This is a genomic window from Paraburkholderia sp. FT54, assembly GCF_031585635.1.
In the GTDB taxonomy this organism is placed as follows: Bacteria; Pseudomonadota; Gammaproteobacteria; order Burkholderiales; family Burkholderiaceae; genus Paraburkholderia.
In genome coordinates this window covers 2955644-2975677 of the sequence record NZ_CP134195.1, presented here as the reverse complement: position 1 = coordinate 2975677, position 20034 = coordinate 2955644, and the positions used below count along the sequence as shown (strand labels likewise).

Here is a 20034-nt window from a genome sequence, read left to right as displayed (position 1 = left end):
TTCCCCCAACCAGCCCGTTCAGTGCCGTCGGTGCAAGGCCCGAGGAGAGGCCGGCGGTGCGATCCGGATAACGCGGCTCACGAAGACGATGCCACCATGAATCAGCCGAAAATCAAAAGAGATCCTGAAGGCACACGGCGCCGCATTCTGCTTGCGGCGGCCGAAGAGTTTGCAAATGGTGGGCTATTCGGCGCGCGCGTCGATCAGATCGCCCGCCGAGCGGAAACGAATGAGCGCATGCTCTACTACTACTTCGGTAGCAAGGAGCAGCTTTTTACCGCGGTACTCGAGCACGCGTTCAGCGCGCTCAATGAAGCGGAGCGTACGCTCGAACTCAATGGCATCGCCCCGGTCGAGGCCGTCACACGTCTCGCGCATTTTGTTTGGGATTACTACCGCGATCATCCCGAGTTGCTGCGTCTCATCAACAATGAGAATCTGCATGAAGCACGCTATATGCAGAAGTCGACGCGCATCCGCGAAATGATCTCGCCGATCGTCGCCACGCTTGCCGGCATTCTCGAGCGAGGACAACGCGCGGGGCTATTTCGCACCAACGTCGATCCGCTGCGCTTCTATGTCACGCTGTCCGGCATGGGCTATTACATCGTGTCGAACCGCTTCACGCTCGAAGCCACGCTCGGCCGCGATTTCAGCGGCGCGAGCGAGCGCAGTGAAGTCATTCAGATGAACACTGAGTTGCTGCTCGCGTATCTGTTGCGGAAGTAGGCTGCGTCGCAATCCGCGCAGTGAGGCTTCGGGATCCTCATAAACGACAACGGCCTCCGAAGAGGCCGTTGTTGTCGACTGCGCGTGCGAAGTTCAGGCTTCGATTTTTTCCTTCGCTACCTTCGCCGTCTTGTTGTGCTCGAGGATGAAGTCGCGCAGCTGCGGATAGATTATGGTGCGCCAGCGGCGTCCCGAGAAAATGCCGTAGTGTCCGCACTTTTCCGCGGTGAAGTGACGCTTGTGCTCTTCCGGAATGCCCGTGCACAGCTCATGCGCGGCAAAGGTCTGGCCGTCGCCGGAGATATCGTCCAGTTCGCCTTCGATCGTGAAGAGCGCGGTCTTCGTGATGTCCTGCGGCTTCACCCGTTCGCCGGAAACGTCCCACGTGCCTTCGGCAAGGCGGAATTCCTGGAACACCACGCGGATCGTGTCGAGGTAATAGTTCGCGTCCATGTCGAGCACGGCGTTGTACTCGTCGTAGAAGCGGCGGTGCGCTTCCGCGTCGTCTTCGTCGCCGCGCAGCAGGCTCTGGTAGAAATCCCAATGCGACGCCGCATGCCGTTCCGGATTCATCGCCACAAAACCGGTGTGCTGCAAAAAGCCCGGGTAAACCTTACGGCCCACGCCCGGATAATTCGGCGGCACCGTGAAGATCACGTTGTTATCGAACCACTCGTACGAGTGCTGCGTGGCGAGCGAGTTGACCGAAGTCGGGCTCTTGCGCGCGTCGATCGGGCCACCCATCATCGTCATGGTGCGCGGCGTGTCTTCGCCGCGGCTCGCCAGCAACGAAATGGCGGCGAGCACCGGCACGGTCGGCTGACACACTGAGATCACGTGCAGATTCTTCGCGCCGATATGGCGGATGAATTCCTGAATGTAGGCGACGTAGTCGTCCAGATGAAACTCGCCGGCTTCGAGCGGCACCATGCGAGCGTCGATCCAGTCGGTCAGGTAAACCTTGTGGTCTTGCAGCAACGTGCGCACGGTGTCGCGCAGCAGCGTGGCGTGGTGTCCTGACAACGGTGCGCACACCAGCACGACCGGTTCATCTTTCAATTGGATAACAGCGTCGCTGTCGTCGGCGAAACGCTTGAAGCGCATCAGGCGGCAAAACGGCTTCTCGATGATCGTCTGTTCAATGATCGGAATGTTATGACCGTCTTTGACAATCTGGTGAAGATTGAACTCAGGCTTCTCGTAATCTTTACCAAGCCGGTAGAGTAGTTCGTAACCGGCTGAGAGGCGCGTGGCGCCCGGCACGTAGGCCAGAGGGCTGGCGGGATTCGCGAAGGATTTCGACGCGGCCTGGGCCCAGGCGGTAAGGGGGCTCAACATCGCCCGCTGGAATTCGTGCAGTTGGTAGAGCATGGGTGCTCCGTTTTAAGCGGTTCGCATGGGGCTTCGCAAACACGCGCGAGGCGTTGCGGCGGGCCAATTTGGTTGTGGGCACATTGTTTTTCGGCCGACAGTCTAGTCGATCATATCGAACAAAGCGTATTTGTGCAATGCAGCATTTTACGGGCGACCAGCCCGCAAAGTGTCATTAAATCATGCTACTGGCGATGTTGCCGCGCCGCTATCGGGGGTTGCAGCAGCATCAAGTTCCGTTCCTCCGGTGCCGTCATGGGGCGGTTGCCCGGTCGCTTGCGCCATCGCCTGTTCATGTTTCATCAGGTTCAGGCCGGTGTGCACGAGCGCCACATGCGAAAACGCCTGCGGAAAATTGCCGACCAGCCGTTTCGCAGCAGGATCGTACTCTTCCGCGAGCAAACCCACATCGTTGCAGAGCGCGAGCAGCCGTTCGTACATCGCGATCGCTTCGTCGAGGCGGCCTTGCAGCGCCAGGTTGTCCACCATCCAGAACGAACAAGCTAGAAACGTGCCTTCTCCTGGCGGCAAGCCGTCGTCGTATTCAGTGGTGCGATAGCGCATCACGAAGCCGTCGCGCATCAGATCCCGCTCGATCGCCGCGACGGTGCCTTTGACGCGCGGATCGTTCGGCGGCAGGAACGCGACCAGCGGCATCAGCAGCACACTCGCGTCGAGCTGGTCGGTGCCATAGCACTGCGAGAACGCATTGAGCGCGGGATTCCATGCCTTCTCGCAGACTTCCGCGTGGATTTGCGCGCGGGTGGCGCGCCATTCGTCGAGTGGGCCGTCGAGCTTGAACATTTCCGCCGACTTGATCGCGCGGTCGTAGGCGACCCACGCCATCACCTTCGAGAAGGTGAAATGTTGACGGCCGCCGCGCGTTTCCCAGATGCCTTCGTCGGCTTCCTGCCAGATCGTGTCGAGATGGGCGAGCAGCGCGCGCTGCACGTTCCAAGCGGTGTCGTCCGCCTGCAGACCGCCGACGCGCGCGAGATGCAGCGCGTTCATCACTTCGCCGTAGACGTCGAGCTGGCGTTGGCCGACCGCGTTGTTGCCAATCCGCACCGGTTTCGCGTCCTGATAGCCGGGCAGCCAGTCGATTTCGAATTCGGGCAAGCGCCGCTCGCCCGCGATGCCATACATGATCTGCAACTGATCCGGCGCGCCGGCCATCACGCGACCGAGCCACGTGCGCCACGCGCGTGCTTCGTCGTAATAGCCGCCACGCATCATTGCGAGCAGCGTGATCGTGGCGTCGCGCAGCCAGCAGTAGCGGTAGTCCCAGTTGCGCGTGCCGCCGAGTTGCTCGGGCAGTGAAGTGGTGGGCGCGGCGACGATGCCGCCGGTGGGTTCGTAGGCGAGCGCCTTCAGCGTAATGAGCGAACGGCGGATCGGTTCTGCCCAGCGCCCTTCCACCGTGCTGCGCGCCGACCATTCGAGCCAGTGATTCTCGGTGCGCGCAAGCGAGGTGTGCGGATCGCGCGCCGGTGGAATGCGCAGATGCGAGGGCGAGTAGGCGAGCGAAAACGGCACGCGTTCGCCTTCGCTGACGGTGAACTCGGCGACCGTCTTCATGTCTTCGCCGCGCAACTCGACTGGCGTGCGCAACACCGCGGTATCCGGTCCGACGATCGCCTTGATGCCGCTGTCGTGCTTCAGGCGATCGACCCACGGCACCGAGAACCCGTAATCGAAGCGCAGGACCAGTTCCATTCTCATGCGCACGGTGCCGCGTTTGCCGACGACGAGCCGCACCATTTCCGACCAGCCGTTGCCCGGCGGCATGAAATCGATCAGCGTGATGGCGCCCTCGGGCGTCTCGAAGTCGGTTTCGAGGATCAGCGTCTCGCCGCGATAACGGCGGGTGACGGTGGGCGGCGTGTCCGAGACGGGCGAGATCAGCCAGCGGCCGTTCTCGGGCGTGCCGAGCAGGGCGGCGAAGCAGGCGCCGGAATCGAAGCGCGGCCAGCAGAGCCAGTCGACGGAACCTTCGCGGGAGACGAGCGCGGCCGTGTGGCCGTCGCCGATGAGCGCATAGTCTTCGATGAGTGCTGGCATGGGGAGCGGGTCAGTATGAAGCGTGGCAACCAGCGCCGCGCGTGGTGTCGTTGAAGTGTCGTCGTTGTTACCGGACTTGCGCGATGCGCTTTGGTTCATCACGCAACGCAGCAAAATGCGAGTTGGTAATTGTCAAATCAATGCCTACAATCAGATTTCATGCCGACGCCCGGAGCTTTCCGGATTATGAACCGGCCCCGCCCATGGCGCATCAACACGCCGTTTCCGAGGACCAAAGCTATGCTGAACCCGTCGAAATCCGATTGCATCACGATTCTCTCGGCCGCCAGCGAACTTGCCGAAGATTCGATGTTGCCGCTCGATCCAAGCCGGCTGGGCCTGAGCCGCAACGGCATGCTGGCCGCCGCTTCCTTTCTGGTCGAACGGGCCTGCTTCCGGCGTTATCAGGAAGGCGACGGCCATTATGCCGTCGGCGCGCTGTCGTTGCAGGGACGCCTGCGTCTCGACCAGCTTTCGAACGGCTGACCGGCCGCACTTGCGCGCACGCCGGATGGTTGCTGCGCCGCACTAGGCGCGCACTGGCCACACGCTCCCCGGTGCTTCGGGCGAGGACGCACTGCTTCACCGCGCCGTCCGGTTTTATCGCTTGCCTCGAACTTCACGGCCATCGGCGCGTGACGCTTCGGCGCGCCTCGCGTTCTGTCGTGATGCGGGACGGCGCCGGGCCGGCACTGCGCCCGGTCATGCGTGCCATGCTCGCGTGCGCGCTTGCCGCCGCCGCTCAGAAGTGCGACGACCCCACGCCGAAGATCCCAATGATGCCGATGATGATCAGATAGAGCGCGACGATGTAGTTCAACAGGCGCGGCATGACGAGAATCAGAATACCGGCGATCAACGAAACCAGCGGGCCCAGGCTGAGTGTGACGTTCATGAAGACTCCGTAGTGTGAGACGCGATTGGAAAAACGCCCCGTCAGGCGGGACAATTGCTGCTCATGCTGCCGCTTGCCGTCTGACCGGATGCCGGTCGCCGGATTAGCTGCATGATCCGACACAACGCTTTTATACTTCCTTCGATAAGAACAACGCTCGACCGATTGCGCGGCAGACCAGAGACACCATGACAACCGACTCAACCTAATAACCGATGTCCAGGAGGTCATATGCTTCGTCGTCACCGGGCCGCGATGTGTGCCGTTGCAGATTCCCGCTTGCCTTCTGCTGATCCCACCTCATGGCGCGCGGCGCAGTGTGCTTCATTGCGCTCTGCCCGCTCGATAATAAAAGGTTTCGTGCTCATGGTCTCGATTGTTGCTTCGCAGGCGTTTGCGCAAGATTCCGGCCCGGTTCCCGCCGACGGCATCTATGACATGCTGGTCGGCACGTATACAGGTCCCAAAAGCGAAGGCCTGTATGTCTATCGCTTCGACACGAAGACCGGTGAGGCGACGCGCGTCTCGGTCGTGCAGACCGTCAACCCGTCTTACCTGGTGGTAAGCCGCGACCGCCGCTTCGTCTACGCCGTCAACGAACAACCTGGCGACAACGGCCCGGCCACCCAGCGCGGCGGCATCAGCGCGTTTCGTTTCGATGCCGCGAGCGGCCAGCTCACGTTCCTCAACAAGGTCTCCTCCGACGGTAACGATCCGTGCTATCTGAGCCTGTCGCCGGACGGCAAATATTTGCTGACCGCGAACTACTCGGTGGCGGCCGATCCGGGCGGCAGCTTCGCGGTGTTCCCGTTGCAGGCCGACGGCCAGGTCGGCCCGTCGGTGCTCACGGTGCATCACGAAGGCGGCGGTCCGGTGAAGGGCCGTCAGGACAACTCGCACGTTCACTCCACCGTGTTCTCGCCGGACGGCCACTATCTGTTCGCGCAGGATCTCGGCGCGGACAAGCTGTACTCGTACCGCTACACGCCTGACGGCAGCCGCGGCCTGTTCGGCCCGACCGACTGGCGCTACAACCAGGAGAAGGCCGGCTCGGGTCCGCGGCATCTGGTGTTCGGCGCCGATGGCAAGCATGCGTATCTGACCAGCGAAATGGCCGCCACGGTCAGCACGTTCAATTACAACGAGGGCAAGCTCACGCAGGTGCAGACGCTGCCGTTGACCGAGCCGGGCTTCAAGGGCCCAGTGGGCGCGGCGGCGATTCATCTGTCGCCGGACGGACGCTTTCTGTACGCCACCAATCGCGGCGACGCGAACGACATCGTGATCTTTTCGGTCGACCCAACCAACGGGCACCTGAAGAAGATCGGCCATCAGTCGAGCATGGGCAAGTCGCCGCGTGAATTCGCGATCGACCCGACCGGCAACTGGCTGATCGTCGGCAATCAGAACAGCGATACCGTGTACGTGTTCAAGCGCGATCAGCAGAGCGGTCTGCTCGAAGCGAATCCGAAGCGTTTCGAGCTCGGCTCGCCGGTGGATTTCAAGCTGGTCTCGCCGTCGTGAGTGAAAACGAAGCGCGTGACGTAACGGCGCGCGCTGGATGAAAAAATGGGCCGCTGTTTTCAGGCGGCCCATTTTTTTGCGACGGGTGGGTTTGCTCCGGCGATGGCCGGCAATAGTCGCTTATTCCGCCGGCCCAGGCGCGAGCACTTCGCGGCTGCCGTTGATGCCCATCGCGGACACGAGGCCTGCCGTTTCCATCTGCTCGACGAGACGCGCCGCGCGGTTATAGCCGATGCGCAACTGCCGCTGCACCGACGAGATCGACGCGCGCCGCGTACGCACGACGAAGGCGACGGCTTCGTCGTAGAGCGGATCGGCTTCCGCATCCGGCGATTCGCCGAACAGGTCTTGCGCCGCGCCGCCATCGGTGGCCGGGCCGTCGAGAATGCCTTCCTCGTACTGCGGCTCGCCGAACTGCTTCAGGTACTCGACGATCCGATGCACTTCCTCGTCGGCGACGAACGCGCCGTGCACCCGTTGCGGATAACCGGTGCCGGGCGGCAGGAACAGCATGTCGCCCTGGCCGAGCAGCGACTCGGCGCCCATCTGATCGAGAATCGTGCGCGAGTCGATCTTCGACGACACCTGGAACGCCACACGCGTCGGAATGTTCGCCTTGATGAGGCCGGTGATCACATCCACCGAAGGACGCTGCGTCGCCAGAATCAGATGGATGCCGGCGGCGCGCGCCTTTTGCGCGAGGCGCGCGATCAGCTCTTCGATTTTCTTGCCGGCCACCATCATCAGGTCGGCGAGTTCGTCGATCACGACCACGATCAGCGGCAGCGGCGCGAGCGGCTCGGGCGCTTCCGGCGTCAGCGAGAACGGATTGCCGAGTTTCTTGCCTCTGGCTTCGGTGTCGCGGATTTTCTGATTGAAGCCGGCCAGGTTGCGCACGCCGACCGCCGACATCAGGCGGTAGCGCTTTTCCATTTCGCCGACACACCAGTTCAGCGCGTTGGCCGCGAGCTTCATGTCGGTGACGACTGGCGCGAGCAGATGCGGAATGCCTTCGTAGACTGACAGCTCCAGCATCTTCGGGTCGATCATGATGAGGCGGACTTCTTCGGGCGTCGCCTTGTAGAGCAGCGAGCAGATCATCGCGTTGATCGCCACCGACTTGCCCGAACCGGTCGTGCCCGCGACCAGCATATGCGGCGCCTTGGCCAGATCGGCGACCACCGGATGGCCGGTGATGTCCTTGCCCATGGCGAGCGTCAACTGCGAATGCGAGTTCTGATAAACGCTGGCTTCGAGGATCTCGGACAGGCGGATTGTCTGGCGCTTGGCGTTCGGCAGTTCGAGGCCCATGCAGGTCTTGCCGGGAATCGTCTCGACCACGCGGATGGACGTGAGACCGAGGCCGCGCGACAGATCCTTCATCAAACCGACGATCTGACTGCCGCGCACGCCGAGCGCCGGCTCGACTTCGAAGCGCGTGATGACCGGGCCGGCCGACGCGCCGACGACGGTGACCGGCACCTTGAATTCCTGCAGACGCTGTTCGATCAGCAGACCGGTTTCGATGAGCTTTTCTTCGGAGACCGGTTCGACGTCGATGTCCGCGGGCGCGAGCAGGTCGAGCGTGGGCAATTCGACCATCGACGCGGCGGGCGCGCGGAACTCGAAGCCGTTGGTGGGGCTGTGGCCGCGCACGGGTGGGCGTGGTTGGGCGGCGGGTTCGGTAGGTTCGGCGGGCTCCGTGGATGGGGCCACGGGTGTGTAAGGTGCCGATAGCGCCGGTGCGGGCGGTGCCAGTGGTGCTAGCGATGCCGGTGGAGGGATGGCGGCTTCGTTTGTACTGTCTTCGACGGCGACGGGTTCGTCGGCAATGACGTCGGACGTCACGGGCGCAGTCTGAATTGCGAAGCCCGGAAAGCGAACCACGTTCGATGCTTGCGGGGTGACGGGTTGCGACGGTGCTGCGCTGGTTATGTTGACCGCGTGCGCGGCGTTTGACGAATCGGAAACGCGCGGCGTGAGGTTTTGCGGCGGCACTGCGGTGGCTACGTCTTCCGCGTGCGCGGCATTTGACGAGCTCGACGCTCCAGCCGCGTCCGGGAACGCAGAGGAGTCCGCCGTTTCCGTTTCAACCCGCGCTGTGGATTCGCCAAGGCGAGCGACGGTCGACGTTGGTGTGACGTCACGCGTCGACACGGCCTCGCTCGACTCGACGACGCTGCTGACAGCCGGCGCACTCGATGACGAAGCCGCGTGTTGAGCTAGTACCGCATCGCGTTCGGCTTCCCAAGGCGCGAGCGTTTTATCGATCACGACTTGAGCGGCCGGCGCTGGCGCGGCCGGTTGTGGTTCGACAAGCGGTGCGGCTTCGTCGACGTGTTCTGCGATTGCCGGTGCAGTCGTCTGCTCGGCGACTTTCGGTGCGATGGCTTCTGAATGGTCCGTAGGCTCGCCAGGCGCCTGCGCGGTTTCAACCGGATCTGCTCGCGGCACATCCACACTCGACCGCTCAGCCTCGACCGACGGCGCGGCGTCCGGCGCACTCATCACCTTCGCGTTTTCCGCGCCGGTGCTGCGCGCGAGGCTGACACCCGCAATGTCAGTCCAACGCGCGGCGTTTTCCGCGATGCTGCGAAGCGTCTCCTGGACACTGGCGGGCGGCGTGACTTTCTGCGTCGTAGCCATCGGCCGCGTGTAACTCGGCGCCGGCTGGCGCGTTGCCGGCGGCGGCATGGCATCGTTCGAACGCGGGGCAGGCGAGAAGGCTTGCCGGGGCGCCGGCGCGCGATTGACGGAAGCCGCCGGGGTCGCCGTGCCTTGAGCCATCGTCGAAGGACGACCCACGCCTGTCGCGGCGTTCCCTGCGGAACGCGCAGCGGCGTGAGAGCGCGCGTCCGACACGGCAGGCGTCGTCGCTGTGGCATGCCCTGCCGCATGAGCCGCTTTAGCTGCCGCACCCGCTTTAGCCGCCATACCCGCCGCAGCCGCCGCACCCGGAGCGAAGGCAGCACCGGCTGCCAAACCCGCACCGATCCCTAACGATCCCGCCGGCCGCTGCTGCCCAGCCGAGCGACGTCCAACCTGCGACGCGCCATCGCGAGCCACGGCACCGGACGCACCCGGTCCCGCCATCGATCCCGCTCCCGGCGCGTTCGTGCGCTGCCCGGACTCGCGCAGCCAGCCAGCCGGCGCGACGGGTTCAGCCGGCATCCATGCAGCCTTGTCCGTTTTGAGTGGTTGCGTCTGCATCGGCACGTGTCGCGGCGGTGTCGTCGCGGCGCCCGTGCGCAGCACCGGCTCAGCCTGTGCCGTGCGGCGCGGCGTTGCCGCGCCGGCGCGCCAGTTCGCCCCGACGCCACGCGCCGCCGCATCCTTGCTCGCCGCGCTCGCCGCAGCGCTCGCCGCAGCGCCGGCCGCCGCATCGCGTCCGCGCGCCGGCGGCCGCCAGACTGTCGGGCGCGCATAACGTCCGTTGGTTTTGGGCGCCATCGTATTGGGGGCCGGCGAAACGTGCGACGGCAAACCGTCGTCGACGCTGCGATGACGGCGTGCCTCCTCGTCGCGTTTGGCGAGGCCGCGCGACAGGCCGAGGCCGAACGCGCCGTCGGCCCATGCGGCGAAGTCGCGCCAGCGGAAGTCGATGAGCCAGGGCAGGCTGATCAAAAACAACGCGAGCGCCGCCAGGGGCGTGCCGATATGCCCAAGCAGATGGCCGAAGCCCGCGGCCAGCGCATGCCCGAAGCCATCCACGCCGGCCACGCCGATCAGCGACGCCTCGAGTGTGCAGCTCGCCACCAGCACGCAGACGAAGCCGAGCCACAGCCGGATCGTGCCGGGGCCGCGCAGACCCGCGCCGCCCGGCAATGCCGACTTCACGAGGCGCCACAAAAGAGGAATGAACCAGACGGCAGACCCGCCGAACCAGCCGAAAACTACCGTGTGCATACTAGACATCAACGAATGACGGACGCGTAGAAACGCAATCCGTCGAGTTTAAACCGGCGAAGCCCGATGCTTCGAAGGCAGTCGCAAGTATGCTTGCGTCCAATTGGAAAGCAGACCGGCGCGCGGTCTGACGTCGGTGAAAAACAACGGCTGTCGAGACAGCCTTCACCCGTCATGCAGACCGTCCCGTTCGCGGCCCGCTTCGCTTGCGGGCGCGCCTGGGCATCGACCGCGCGCTGCGCGACTCGCTCATTTCGTGCTGCGGTCGAAGGTCAGCGTGTCGCCGTTGTCGAGCACCAGTTGCATCTGCTGTGGCGCGCGCATCTGCACGCCGGTGCGGTCGATGTGCGTCAGTGCATTGAGATACGCGCCTTCGATCTGTCCACCCGGCGTCATGCACGCCATGCGCGTGCCGCCCAGCGTGCCGAAGCTCAGCTTGCCGTCTTTCAGTGCGTACGAGCCCATGTAGCGGTTGCAGCCGGAGAAGCCGCTGGCGTGGCGCTGACCGGCCGACGTGGAGAGCGCGAGCGTGATCGGCGCACCCTGGTCCGCGGACGGAATCGCGCGCGCCGTGCCGTCGGCCTGTTTCCAGGCGCTCAGCACCCAACTGGTGTCGTCGAGCAATTGCGTGGCGGCGGGATTGAATGGATCGGGCGCGGCCGCTTCCGAGTCGGGATGTTTCGGGATCGCGCAGGCGCTCAACAGCGCGGCGAGGCTCAACGCGGCGATGGCGGTGCGCAGATACGGGGTGAAGCGCGCAACACGTCGCGCGGAGGAGCTTTGGAGCATGGCGTCGTTCCTCTTCAAACTGGCGAAGGCGTAAGGGTAACGCACTAAGCTCGCCGCACGCGAGAGCATTGGCAAGTGGAGCGCTCATTCGGAGCGCCGCGGCGCCCTTGCGCGCCGCCGTTGCCCTTCACGCGCGGATCAGGATGCGGCCGCCGCGAGTAAGGCGCGGCGAGGGGCTCGCATGTTAACATCGTGTTCCACCCAATCCCACCCTCATCCGACTTTTATCTGGAGACCTCATGCAGATCGGCCAACGGATCGGCACGCCCCTTTCTGAATCCGCCACGCGTGTCATGCTGCTCGGCGCCGGCGAGCTCGGCAAGGAAGTGATCATCGCGCTGCAGCGGCTGGGCGTCGAAGTGATCGCCGTCGACCGTTACCCGAATGCGCCGGGCCACCAGGTGGCGCACCGCGCGCACGTGATCGACATGACCGACCGCGCCGCGTTGCGCGCGCTGGTCGAGCAGGAACGTCCGCACCTGATCGTCCCCGAGATCGAAGCGATCGCAACCGACGCGCTCGCCGCCATCGAAAGCGATGGTCTCGCCGAAGTGATCCCGACCGCGCGCGCCACGCAGCTCACCATGAACCGCGAGGGCATCCGCCGTCTCGCCGCTGAAGAACTCGGCTTGCCGACCTCGCCATACGCGTTCGCCGATTCGCTCGACGAACTGCGCGCGGGCATCGCCAAAGTCGGCTATCCGTGCGTGGTGAAGCCGGTCATGTCGTCGTCGGGCAAGGGGCAGTCGGTGCTCAGGAGCGACGCCGACGTCGAATCCGCCTGGCAATACGCCATGGCCGGCGGCCGGGTGAATCATGGTCGCGTGATCGTCGAAGGGTTCATCGACTTCGAATATGAAATCACGCAGTTGACCGTGCGTGCCATCGACCCGGCGAGCGGCGAAGTCAGCACCTGTTTCTGCGACCCCATCGGCCACATCCAGGTGGCGGGCGACTACGTCGAATCGTGGCAGCCGCAGCCCATGAGCCCGCTCGCGCTCGAACGCTCGCGCGAAGTCGCGCACAAGGTGACGGCCGCGCTGGGCGGGCGAGGCCTGTTCGGCGTGGAACTTTTCGTGCGCGGCGATGACGTATGGTTTTCGGAAGTCAGTCCGCGTCCGCACGACACGGGGCTCGTCACGTTGTGCTCGCAGCGCTTTTCGGAATTCGAATTGCACGCGCGCGCAATCCTCGGTTTGCCGGTGGATACGTCCCTGCGGGCGCCGGGTGCGTCGGCGGTGATTTACGGCGGGCTCGACGAGGCCGGCATTGCCTTCGAAGGCGTCGCCGCGGCGTTGGCGGTGCCGGACGCGGACCTGCGTCTGTTCGGCAAGCCGGAGAGTTTCGTCAAGCGCCGCATGGGTGTGGCGCTTGCCACCGGCGAGAATACGGACGAAGCGCGCTCGCGTGCCAGACAGGCCGCGGCGGCGGTGCACCCCGTGTCGGCGAAGTAAGTGGCGGCGTGGCGCACCGGGAATCGCTGCAGCTGTCGCTGTAGCGAACCGTCGTGAGTCGCCCGACTCTCGCACCCCCGGCACGATCGCCGCGCGCGCAATCTGAATGTTTTTGGGCTGGTCGAGCTCATCGGAGTAGAAGTACCTATGGCGCTGGAAATCCGCAACACCGCGCGGCGCGGTCGTGTCCGCCGGCTCGGCGCACTCGGCGTGCTGCTGGCGCTGTCCGCCGGCTTGACGGGATGCGGCCTTGCGGCTGCGCCGTGCCGGGTTGCATCGGCAGGCTTGAAGATCGTGCCGCTAGTCGGGCACGTGGCCGCCGCGCCGACCGACGCGTGCGCCGACGTGATCGATCCATAACCGATCCGTTGTCGTCCGTTTTGAGCCGCAGCGCGAGGTGCAATGTGCGGCGCGCCGCCCTTGTCGAATTGCCGCAACGATCGAGGCATCTCATGAACAAATGGCTTGTTGTAGTCACCGCGGCGGCGGCCCTCGCTGCGCTGTGCGGCAATGCATGGGCCGCGCCTTTGCAGTTCTCCGAGATTCAGGCCAAGAACCGTCAGACGCACAAGTACACCTGCGCGACCGGCAAGATTTTGCACGTCACGTACTGGAACACGGCGAACGGCCAGAGCTTCGCGCTCGTGCCGGTGAAGGGCAAGCAACTGCTGTTCGTCAACACGCTTTCAGCGTCCGGCGCGAAATATCAGGCCGGCAGCTACACATGGTGGACCAAGGGGCCGCGCGCCGACCTGTATGACGCAACGGCCGGCGAAAACGCGCCGCCCATGCTCTCCGACTGCATCACCATCAATCGCTGAGCGCGATGCGGCGACTTGCCCTTCCCATGCCGCCGCTTGTCTTGTCCGCCTGCCGCTTCGCCGCGTTGCCCACCGGCGCACACCGTTTCCATCCGAGTAGTAAGCTGTCCCGCATGGCATTCGCCGCCGCGCCGTCGCGTCATGACATCGAAGCATGCCGGGCGTGGTCGTCGTCGTTGTCGATCGTCCGTTTCCGGGCCCCGCTGGTGGGGTCACGGCCCGCGTCCGTATCATCAAGCGAGACCTTTCATGAAAGCATCGGACCTGTTCGTCAAATCGCTGGAAGCCGAAAATGTCGAGTACGTGTTCGGCATTCCCGGTGAAGAAAATCTCGATCTGCTCGAATCGCTGCGCCGCTCGAAGATCCGTCTGATCCTCACGCGTCACGAACAGGCGGCCGGCTTCATGGCGGCCACGTACGGCCGACTCACCGGCCGCACGGGCGTGTGTCTGGCCACCCTCGGGCCGGGCGCGACCAACTTCGTGACCGCCGCGGCGTACGCGCAACTCGGCGGCATGCCGATGCTGATGGTCACCGGGCAAAAGCCGATCAAGTCGAGCAAGCAGGGGCATTTCCAGATCGTCGACGTGGTGCGCATGATGGAGCCGCTCACCAAATACACGCGGCAGATCGTGTCGATCGCGAATATTCCGGCGGCGGTGCGCGAGGCGGTCCGTCAGGCGGAAGAAGAGCGGCCAGGCGCCACGCACCTGGAATTGCCCGAAGACGTCGCGCATGAAGAGGGTGACGGTAAGCCGATTCCGAAGAGCTATAGCCGCCGTCCCGTGGCCGAGGAAAAAGCCGTCGCGCGCGCGGTCGAGGCGATCACCGGCGCGAAACATCCGCTATTGATGATCGGCGCGGGCGGCAATCGCAAGACCACGACCAAGATGCTGCGCGAGTTCGTCGACCAGATCGGCATTCCGTTCTTCACGACGCAGATGGGCAAAGGCGTGATCGACGAATCGCATCCCATGTGGCTCGGCAACGCGACGCTCTCCGACGGCGACTTCGTGCACCGCGCGATCGACCACGCGGACTGCATCATCAACGTGGGTCACGACGTGATCGAGAAGCCGCCGTTTTTCATGCGCAGCGGCGAGGCCGGCGAGAAGACGGTGATTCACGTCAACTTCCTCGGCGCGGAAGTGGATACGGTGTACTTCCCGCAGATCGAAGTGGTCGGCGATATCGCCAACGCCGTGTGGCAACTCAAGGAAAGTCTCAAGGAGCGGCAGGAGCATTGGGACTTCACGCGCTTCAAGGAGATCAAGGAGCACTTCGAAGCGCATCTCGTCAAAGGCCAGCACGACGACCGCTTTCCCATGTACCCGGTGCGGATCGTCAACGACGTGTACGAGACCACGCCGGTCGACGGCATCGTGTGTCTGGACAACGGCATGTACAAGATCTGGTTCGCCCGCTACTACCGCGCGCACGAACCGAATTCGCTGCTGCTCGACAATGCGCTGGCGTCGATGGGCGCCGGCTTGCCGTCCGCGATCGCCACCAAAATCGTGCACCCGGACCGCAAGGTCATGGCCGTGTGCGGCGACGGCGGTTTCATGATGAATTCGCAGGAACTGGAAACGGCAGTGCGTCTGAAGCTGGATCTGGTGATCCTGATATTGCGCGACGACGCGTTCGGCATGATCCGCTGGAAGCAGGAAAACATGAACTTCCCGGACTACGGCATGACGCTGAGCAATCCGGATTTCGTCGATTACGCGCAGAGTTACGGGGCGAAAGGGCACCGCATCGAATCGGCGGCGGAGTTCGCGCCGTTGCTGCGCGAATGTTTCGCGACGCCCGGCGTGCATGTGATCGATTTGCCGATCGACTATTCGGACAACGAGCGCGTGCTGAATCGCGAAATCAAGCGGCTTTCGGCGCAACTGTGAACCACGAGTGAACGGCGCAGGAGCGGCCGCGGGGCATGGGCCTTGCTGGCAGCTTCTCTATTGTCAGGCATCGGATCAAGGAGACGCGTCATGTTGCAGAAGACTTATCCGTACTACCTCGCTAACGTTGCGGTGGCCGCCAACACCGATCTCGAAGTCACCGATAAATTCAGCGGCGAAGTCGCCACCCGCGTCGCGATGGCCGACGCCACCGCGATCGACAAGGCGATCGGCCATGCCGTCGACGCCATGCCCGCCTTGCGCGTCTTTCCCCCGTTCAAGCGCCAGGCGGTGCTCGAACATTGCGTGAAGCGCTTTCGCGAGCGCTACGACGAACTGGCGCTCGCGTTGTGCATCGAAGCCGGCAAGCCGATCAACGATTCGAAAGGCGAGGTCACGCGTCTGATCGATACGTTCAAGGTGGCCGCGGAGGAAGCGGTGCGCATCGACGGTGAGATCGTCAACCTGGAGATTTCGCCGCGCGCCAAGGGCTATCACGGCTATGTAAAGCGTGTGCCGATCGGCCCGTGTTCGTTTATTTCGCCATTCAATTTTCCGCTCAACCTGACCGCGCACAAGGTCGCGCCGGCCATCGCCGCGGGTGTGCCCTTCGTGTTGAAGCCGGCGAGCCGCACGCCGGTCGGCGCGCTTATCATGGGCGAGATTCTGGCGGAGACCGACTTGCCGAAAGGCGCATTCTCGATTCTTCCCGCGCATCGCGACGGTGCCGATCTGTTTACCACGGACGAGCGCTTCAAATTGCTGTCCTTCACCGGCTCGCCCGCGGTGGGTTGGGACCTGAAAAAGAAAGCCGGCAAGAAGAAGGTAATTCTGGAGTTGGGCGGCAATGCGGCCGCGATCGTCGACGGCGATCAGAGCGAGAAGCTCGACTACGTGGTTGACCGGCTGGCGTTCGGCGCGTTCTATCAATCGGGACAGAGCTGCATCGGCGTGCAACGCATTCTGGTCCACGCGAAGGTCTATGATGCGTTGCGCGAGAAGCTGATCGCCAAGACCAGGTCGCTGGTGATGGGCGATCCGAAAGACGAGAAGACCTTCGTCGGACCGATGATCTCGGAATCGGAGTCCAAACGCCTCGCCGGCTGGATGGAGAGCGCGGTGCAGGCGGGCGCGAAAATCGTCGCGGGCGGCAAGGTCGATGGCGCGATGTTCGAGGCGACGCTGCTCGAAGGCGTGAAACGCGACACGGATCTGTATCGCAAGGAGGCCTTCGGGCCGGTCGCGATTCTGGAGCGCTTCGACGATTTCGGCGCCGCGCTCGCGACCGTCAACGACAGCGACTTCGGCCTGCAGGCGGGCGTGTTCACGGATTCGCTCGCGCATGCGCATCGCGCGTGGGACGAACTCGACGTCGGCGGCGTGGTGATCAACGACGTGCCGTCGTTCCGGGTCGACAACATGCCGTATGGCGGCGTGAAGGACTCGGGGCTGGGGCGTGAAGGCGTGCGCTACGCGATCGAGGACATGACCGAGATGCGGCTGATGGTGATGCGCGAGACGTGGTGAGGCGGCGGGGAGCTTGAATCGGTGAGGCGGCGACGCGACGTAGCCGCGAGACGGCTGAGACGCGCCAACGCCGCCCGCACGATCGCAACCCGGACGGCGCGCCGATCGCGGTGGCGCCGAACCGACACGCTGTCACGCAACTGTCGTCTCCACGAACTACGCTGCGAGCGACGCGCGCCACGGCTTTGCCGCGATTTGTCGGCCGGTGCGGGGCGTGTCGGCGATCGGCTTTCGCCGGCGTAAGCAGAAAGCCGGCACATGCGCCATGAGTGTTTTTGCTGAAGTGCTACAATACCGGCCTTTCCGGCGGGTGTTTCCGCCGGCCGGAGCCGGCCGCATTTTTTCCCGCCGTATTAACAGTACCAACGGGTCCCGTGCGGAACGCCGTGGCTCCGCCTTCATCACAATGCCTTCTGCGGTTCCGACCGCTGCCGCGCGCACGCGCCAAGCGCATTTTTAGCGAAAGCCACCATGTCCGACACAGCCGTCACGCCCAGCACTGCGACTTTTGATCAATTCGGCCTCGCGCCCGACATCCTGAAAGCCGTCAAAGAATCGGGCTACACCATCCCTACGCCGATCCAGGAGCAGGCGATTCCCGTCGTGCTGGCCGGCCGTGACATGATGGGCGCCGCGCAGACCGGCACCGGCAAGACCGCGAGCTTCTCGCTGCCGATCATCCAGCGCTTGCTGCCGCAGGCCAGCACGAGCGCTTCGCCCGCGCGCCATCCGGTGCGCGCGCTGATTCTCACGCCGACCCGCGAACTGGCCGACCAGGTCGCCGCGAACGTGCAGGCGTACGCTAAGCACACGGCGCTGCGCAGCGCGGTGGTGTTCGGCGGCGTGGATATGAATCCGCAATCCGAGCAACTGCGCCGCGGCGTCGAGATTCTGATCGCCACGCCGGGCCGCCTGCTCGATCACGTGCAACAGAAAACGGCCAATCTCGGCCAGGTGCAGATCCTCGTGCTCGACGAAGCCGACCGGATGCTCGACATGGGCTTCCTGCCGGATCTGCAGCGCATCCTGAACCTGCTGCCGAAAGAGCGCCAGACGCTGCTGTTTTCGGCCACGTTTTCGGGCGAAATCAAGAAGCTGGCCGCCACGTATCTGCGCAACCCGCAGACCATCGAAGTCGCGCGCAGCAACTCGACCGCGACCAACGTGACGCAGGTGGTGTACGAAGTCGCCGAGGGCGACAAGACCGGCGCGGTCGTGCAACTGATTCGTGAACGCGGTCTCAAGCAGGTGATCGTGTTCTGCAACAGCAAGATCGGCGCGAGCCGTCTGGCGCGCAGCCTCGAGCGCGACGGCGTGGTCGCAACCGCGATTCACGGCGACCGCACGCAGAATGAGCGGATGCAGGCGCTCGACGCGTTCAAGCGCGGCGAGATCGAAGCGCTGGTGGCGACTGACGTCGCCGCGCGCGGGCTGGACATCGCGGAACTGCCGGCGGTGATCAACTTCGATCTGCCGTTCAATGCGGAAGACTACGTGCACCGGATCGGCCGTACCGGCCGCGCGGGTGCTTCGGGCGATGCGTTGTCGCTGTGCAGCCCGAACGAGCGCAAGCAGCTTGCCGATATCGAGAAGCTGATCAAGCGTCCGCTGGATGTGCAACGACTGACGGTGGAAGCGCCGGTTCGGCATCACCATGAAGAGCGCGCGCCGCGTCGCGAGCGTAGCAGCGAAGGTCGTGAGGACCGCGGCAGCCGCCGGCGCACGGGTGCGTCGTCGGGTTCGCATGACCGGCCGCATCATCATCGCGCGCAGCCTGTGGATGATTTCTTCCTCAAGCCTTATGAGCCGTCGCCTTCTTCGGTTCGCAAGATCGAAGAAGCCGCTGCTTCCGCTGCGCCGCAAAAGGCGGCGTCCAAGCAGCCGCTGGCAGCGCTGCTGGGTGGGTTCGGGATGCCGAGGAAGTCGTCGTCTTCCTGATTTTCCTGGTTTGCTGGCACGGCTCGGTTCGGTTCGCCACGCGGACGGCGCTGCGCCCGTTCGGCTGATGGGCCGCCTGAAACGCGGCAAATTTGGGGCGCTGCAATAGCTCGTCCCGCGCCGCCCAAGTGTGCCGGTTGCCGCAGCCAGGCTGCGCAATGCACGCCGCGCACGGCGAGATCACTTCGAGACGCGAATCGCGTTCACGCTGCCGGTAAGCCCATTCGTTTTGCCCATGCCGCCGTTGCTGCAGCATAAAAGTCGTCTAGCGTCGTATGGGCGGCAGCTCTATCCAACTCCAGTCCAAGATGCCGTGCCGCCGCGCTCAGTGCCTCGAGCGGTTTGTCGTTATCCAGCGCCGTGGCTCCGTTCTGCTTGCTGAGTTTTTCGCCCTGTTCGTTCGTGACGACGGGCACATGCAAATACTCCGGTGTCGGCGCGCCCAGGCAGCGCTGCAAATAGATCTGTCGTGCCGTTGAATCCATCAAATCCGCGCCGCGCACGATGTGCGTGATGCCCGTGTCCGCGTCGTCGACGACCACCGCCAGTTGATACGCCCATTGGTCGTCCGCGCGTTTCAGCACGAAATCGCCGACTTCCGTGGCCAGATTCTGTGTCTGCCTGCCCTGCCAGCGGTCTTCGAACGTGATGAGCGCGCTGTCGCCGTCGGGCACGCGCAGGCGCCATGCGCGCGCCGGTTTGCCGTGCAGGCCGTCGCGGCAGGTGCCGGGGTAGGCGAGAGTCGTGTTGCGCGCATGCGCGTTGAGCAGCGAATCGGCGATTTCCTTGCGCGTGCAGCCGCATGGATAGATCAGACCGGCAACCTTCAACTGATCCAAAGCTTGCTGGTAGCGCGCCATCCGCTTGCTTTGCCAGACAGGCGGTTCGTCCGCATGCATGCCGAAGCGCTCAAGGGTGGCAAGGATGTCTTCGGCGGCGCCCGGCACAGTGCGCGGGCCGTCGATGTCTTCAATGCGAACGAGCCACGAGCCTCGATGCGCAAGCGCGTCCAGCCAGCTCGCGAGCGCGCTCACCAGCGAGCCGAAATGCAGCGGCCCGGTGGGCGAGGGCGCGAAACGTCCGCGATAGGTCATGACTGGATGGCCGCTGCTTCACC

The 20034-nt window shown here is 64.3% G+C and carries 15 protein-coding genes; 9 read left to right on the top strand and 6 right to left on the bottom strand.

All coding sequences use genetic code 11. From position 1 onward, the window contains the following. Positions 1-96 precede the first annotated feature (96 nt). Positions 97-729 (top strand): TetR/AcrR family transcriptional regulator, encoded by a 633-nt coding sequence (locus RI103_RS13750; RefSeq protein ID WP_310812522.1) that lies wholly within the window; start codon positions 97-99, stop codon positions 727-729. Positions 730-822: 93 nt separating this feature from the next. Here RI103_RS13750 and RI103_RS13745 read toward each other — a convergent pair whose 3' ends face one another. Next, positions 823-2100, bottom strand: coding sequence for a polyhydroxyalkanoate depolymerase (locus RI103_RS13745; protein ID WP_310812521.1), 1278 nt, complete (start codon positions 2098-2100; stop codon positions 823-825). A gap of 180 nt (positions 2101-2280) precedes the next feature. Then, a complete protein-coding gene (locus RI103_RS13740) occupies positions 2281-4161 on the bottom strand; it encodes a glycoside hydrolase family 15 protein (protein WP_310812520.1) in 1881 nt (626 codons plus the stop codon). Between the two features lie 240 nt (positions 4162-4401). Here RI103_RS13740 and RI103_RS13735 point away from each other — a divergent pair, with 240 nt between their 5' ends. Beyond that, positions 4402-4647, top strand: coding sequence for a hypothetical protein (locus tag RI103_RS13735; RefSeq protein WP_310812519.1), 246 nt, complete (start codon positions 4402-4404; stop codon positions 4645-4647). A 256-nt stretch (positions 4648-4903) separates the two neighbouring features. Here RI103_RS13735 and RI103_RS13730 read toward each other — a convergent pair whose 3' ends face one another. After that, positions 4904-5056 carry a DUF3096 domain-containing protein gene (locus RI103_RS13730; RefSeq protein WP_007175701.1) on the bottom strand — a complete coding sequence of 51 codons (153 nt, stop codon included), beginning with the start codon at positions 5054-5056 and terminating at the stop codon, positions 4904-4906. Between the two features lie 231 nt (positions 5057-5287). Between RI103_RS13730 and RI103_RS13725 the strand changes: the two genes are divergently transcribed. Continuing rightward, positions 5288-6580 carry a lactonase family protein gene (locus RI103_RS13725; protein WP_310812518.1) on the top strand — a complete coding sequence of 431 codons (1293 nt, stop codon included), beginning with the start codon at positions 5288-5290 and terminating at the stop codon, positions 6578-6580. A 120-nt stretch (positions 6581-6700) separates the two neighbouring features. Here the strand turns inward: RI103_RS13725 and RI103_RS13720 are convergent, their stop codons facing one another. Together RI103_RS13720 and RI103_RS13715 are read right to left on the bottom strand one after the other, a co-directional pair. Beyond that, positions 6701-10486 carry a DNA translocase FtsK gene (locus RI103_RS13720; protein ID WP_310812517.1) on the bottom strand — a complete coding sequence of 1262 codons (3786 nt, stop codon included), beginning with the start codon at positions 10484-10486 and terminating at the stop codon, positions 6701-6703. A 249-nt stretch (positions 10487-10735) separates the two neighbouring features. Continuing rightward, positions 10736-11275: an META domain-containing protein gene (locus tag RI103_RS13715; protein ID WP_310812516.1), complete on the bottom strand. Its 540-nt coding sequence runs from the start codon at positions 11273-11275 to the stop codon at positions 10736-10738. A 239-nt stretch (positions 11276-11514) separates the two neighbouring features. Between RI103_RS13715 and purT the strand changes: the two genes are divergently transcribed. The 6 genes from purT to RI103_RS13685 all read left to right on the top strand — a co-directional run bounded on the left by purT (position 11515) and on the right by RI103_RS13685 (position 18917). Next, a complete protein-coding gene (gene purT / locus RI103_RS13710; RefSeq protein ID WP_310812515.1) occupies positions 11515-12729 on the top strand; it encodes a formate-dependent phosphoribosylglycinamide formyltransferase in 1215 nt (404 codons plus the stop codon). A 147-nt stretch (positions 12730-12876) separates the two neighbouring features. After that, positions 12877-13089 (top strand): DUF6726 family protein, encoded by a 213-nt coding sequence (locus tag RI103_RS13705; RefSeq protein WP_310812514.1) that lies wholly within the window; start codon positions 12877-12879, stop codon positions 13087-13089. Between the two features lie 92 nt (positions 13090-13181). Then, positions 13182-13550 carry an MliC family protein gene (locus RI103_RS13700; protein WP_310812513.1) on the top strand — a complete coding sequence of 123 codons (369 nt, stop codon included), beginning with the start codon at positions 13182-13184 and terminating at the stop codon, positions 13548-13550. Between the two features lie 249 nt (positions 13551-13799). Continuing rightward, complete coding sequence (locus tag RI103_RS13695) at positions 13800-15452, top strand: acetolactate synthase large subunit (RefSeq protein ID WP_310812512.1); 1653 nt, start codon at positions 13800-13802, stop codon at positions 15450-15452. Between the two features lie 90 nt (positions 15453-15542). Further along, positions 15543-16979: an aldehyde dehydrogenase family protein gene (locus RI103_RS13690; protein WP_310812511.1), complete on the top strand. Its 1437-nt coding sequence runs from the start codon at positions 15543-15545 to the stop codon at positions 16977-16979. Positions 16980-17450: 471 nt separating this feature from the next. Next, a complete protein-coding gene (locus RI103_RS13685) occupies positions 17451-18917 on the top strand; it encodes a DEAD/DEAH box helicase (protein WP_310812510.1) in 1467 nt (488 codons plus the stop codon). Between the two features lie 203 nt (positions 18918-19120). Here the strand turns inward: RI103_RS13685 and gluQRS are convergent, their stop codons facing one another. Then, positions 19121-20011: a tRNA glutamyl-Q(34) synthetase GluQRS gene (gene gluQRS, locus RI103_RS13680; RefSeq protein ID WP_310812509.1), complete on the bottom strand. Its 891-nt coding sequence runs from the start codon at positions 20009-20011 to the stop codon at positions 19121-19123. Between the last annotated feature and the right edge of the window lie 23 nt (positions 20012-20034).

Coding starts and splice junctions, on each gene's coding strand:
- RI103_RS13750 (WP_310812522.1), top strand. CDS start 97: ATGAATCAGCCGAAAATCAAAAGAGATCCTGAAGGCACACGGCGCCGC.
- RI103_RS13745 (WP_310812521.1), bottom strand. CDS start 2,100: ATGCTCTACCAACTGCACGAATTCCAGCGGGCGATGTTGAGCCCCCTT.
- RI103_RS13740 (WP_310812520.1), bottom strand. CDS start 4,161: ATGCCAGCACTCATCGAAGACTATGCGCTCATCGGCGACGGCCACACG.
- RI103_RS13735 (WP_310812519.1), top strand. CDS start 4,402: ATGCTGAACCCGTCGAAATCCGATTGCATCACGATTCTCTCGGCCGCC.
- RI103_RS13730 (WP_007175701.1), bottom strand. CDS start 5,056: ATGAACGTCACACTCAGCCTGGGCCCGCTGGTTTCGTTGATCGCCGGT.
- RI103_RS13725 (WP_310812518.1), top strand. CDS start 5,288: ATGCTTCGTCGTCACCGGGCCGCGATGTGTGCCGTTGCAGATTCCCGC.
- RI103_RS13720 (WP_310812517.1), bottom strand. CDS start 10,486: ATGCACACGGTAGTTTTCGGCTGGTTCGGCGGGTCTGCCGTCTGGTTC.
- RI103_RS13715 (WP_310812516.1), bottom strand. CDS start 11,275: ATGCTCCAAAGCTCCTCCGCGCGACGTGTTGCGCGCTTCACCCCGTAT.
- purT (WP_310812515.1), top strand. CDS start 11,515: ATGCAGATCGGCCAACGGATCGGCACGCCCCTTTCTGAATCCGCCACG.
- RI103_RS13705 (WP_310812514.1), top strand. CDS start 12,877: ATGGCGCTGGAAATCCGCAACACCGCGCGGCGCGGTCGTGTCCGCCGG.
- RI103_RS13700 (WP_310812513.1), top strand. CDS start 13,182: ATGAACAAATGGCTTGTTGTAGTCACCGCGGCGGCGGCCCTCGCTGCG.
- RI103_RS13695 (WP_310812512.1), top strand. CDS start 13,800: ATGAAAGCATCGGACCTGTTCGTCAAATCGCTGGAAGCCGAAAATGTC.
- RI103_RS13690 (WP_310812511.1), top strand. CDS start 15,543: ATGTTGCAGAAGACTTATCCGTACTACCTCGCTAACGTTGCGGTGGCC.
- RI103_RS13685 (WP_310812510.1), top strand. CDS start 17,451: ATGTCCGACACAGCCGTCACGCCCAGCACTGCGACTTTTGATCAATTC.
- gluQRS (WP_310812509.1), bottom strand. CDS start 20,011: ATGACCTATCGCGGACGTTTCGCGCCCTCGCCCACCGGGCCGCTGCAT.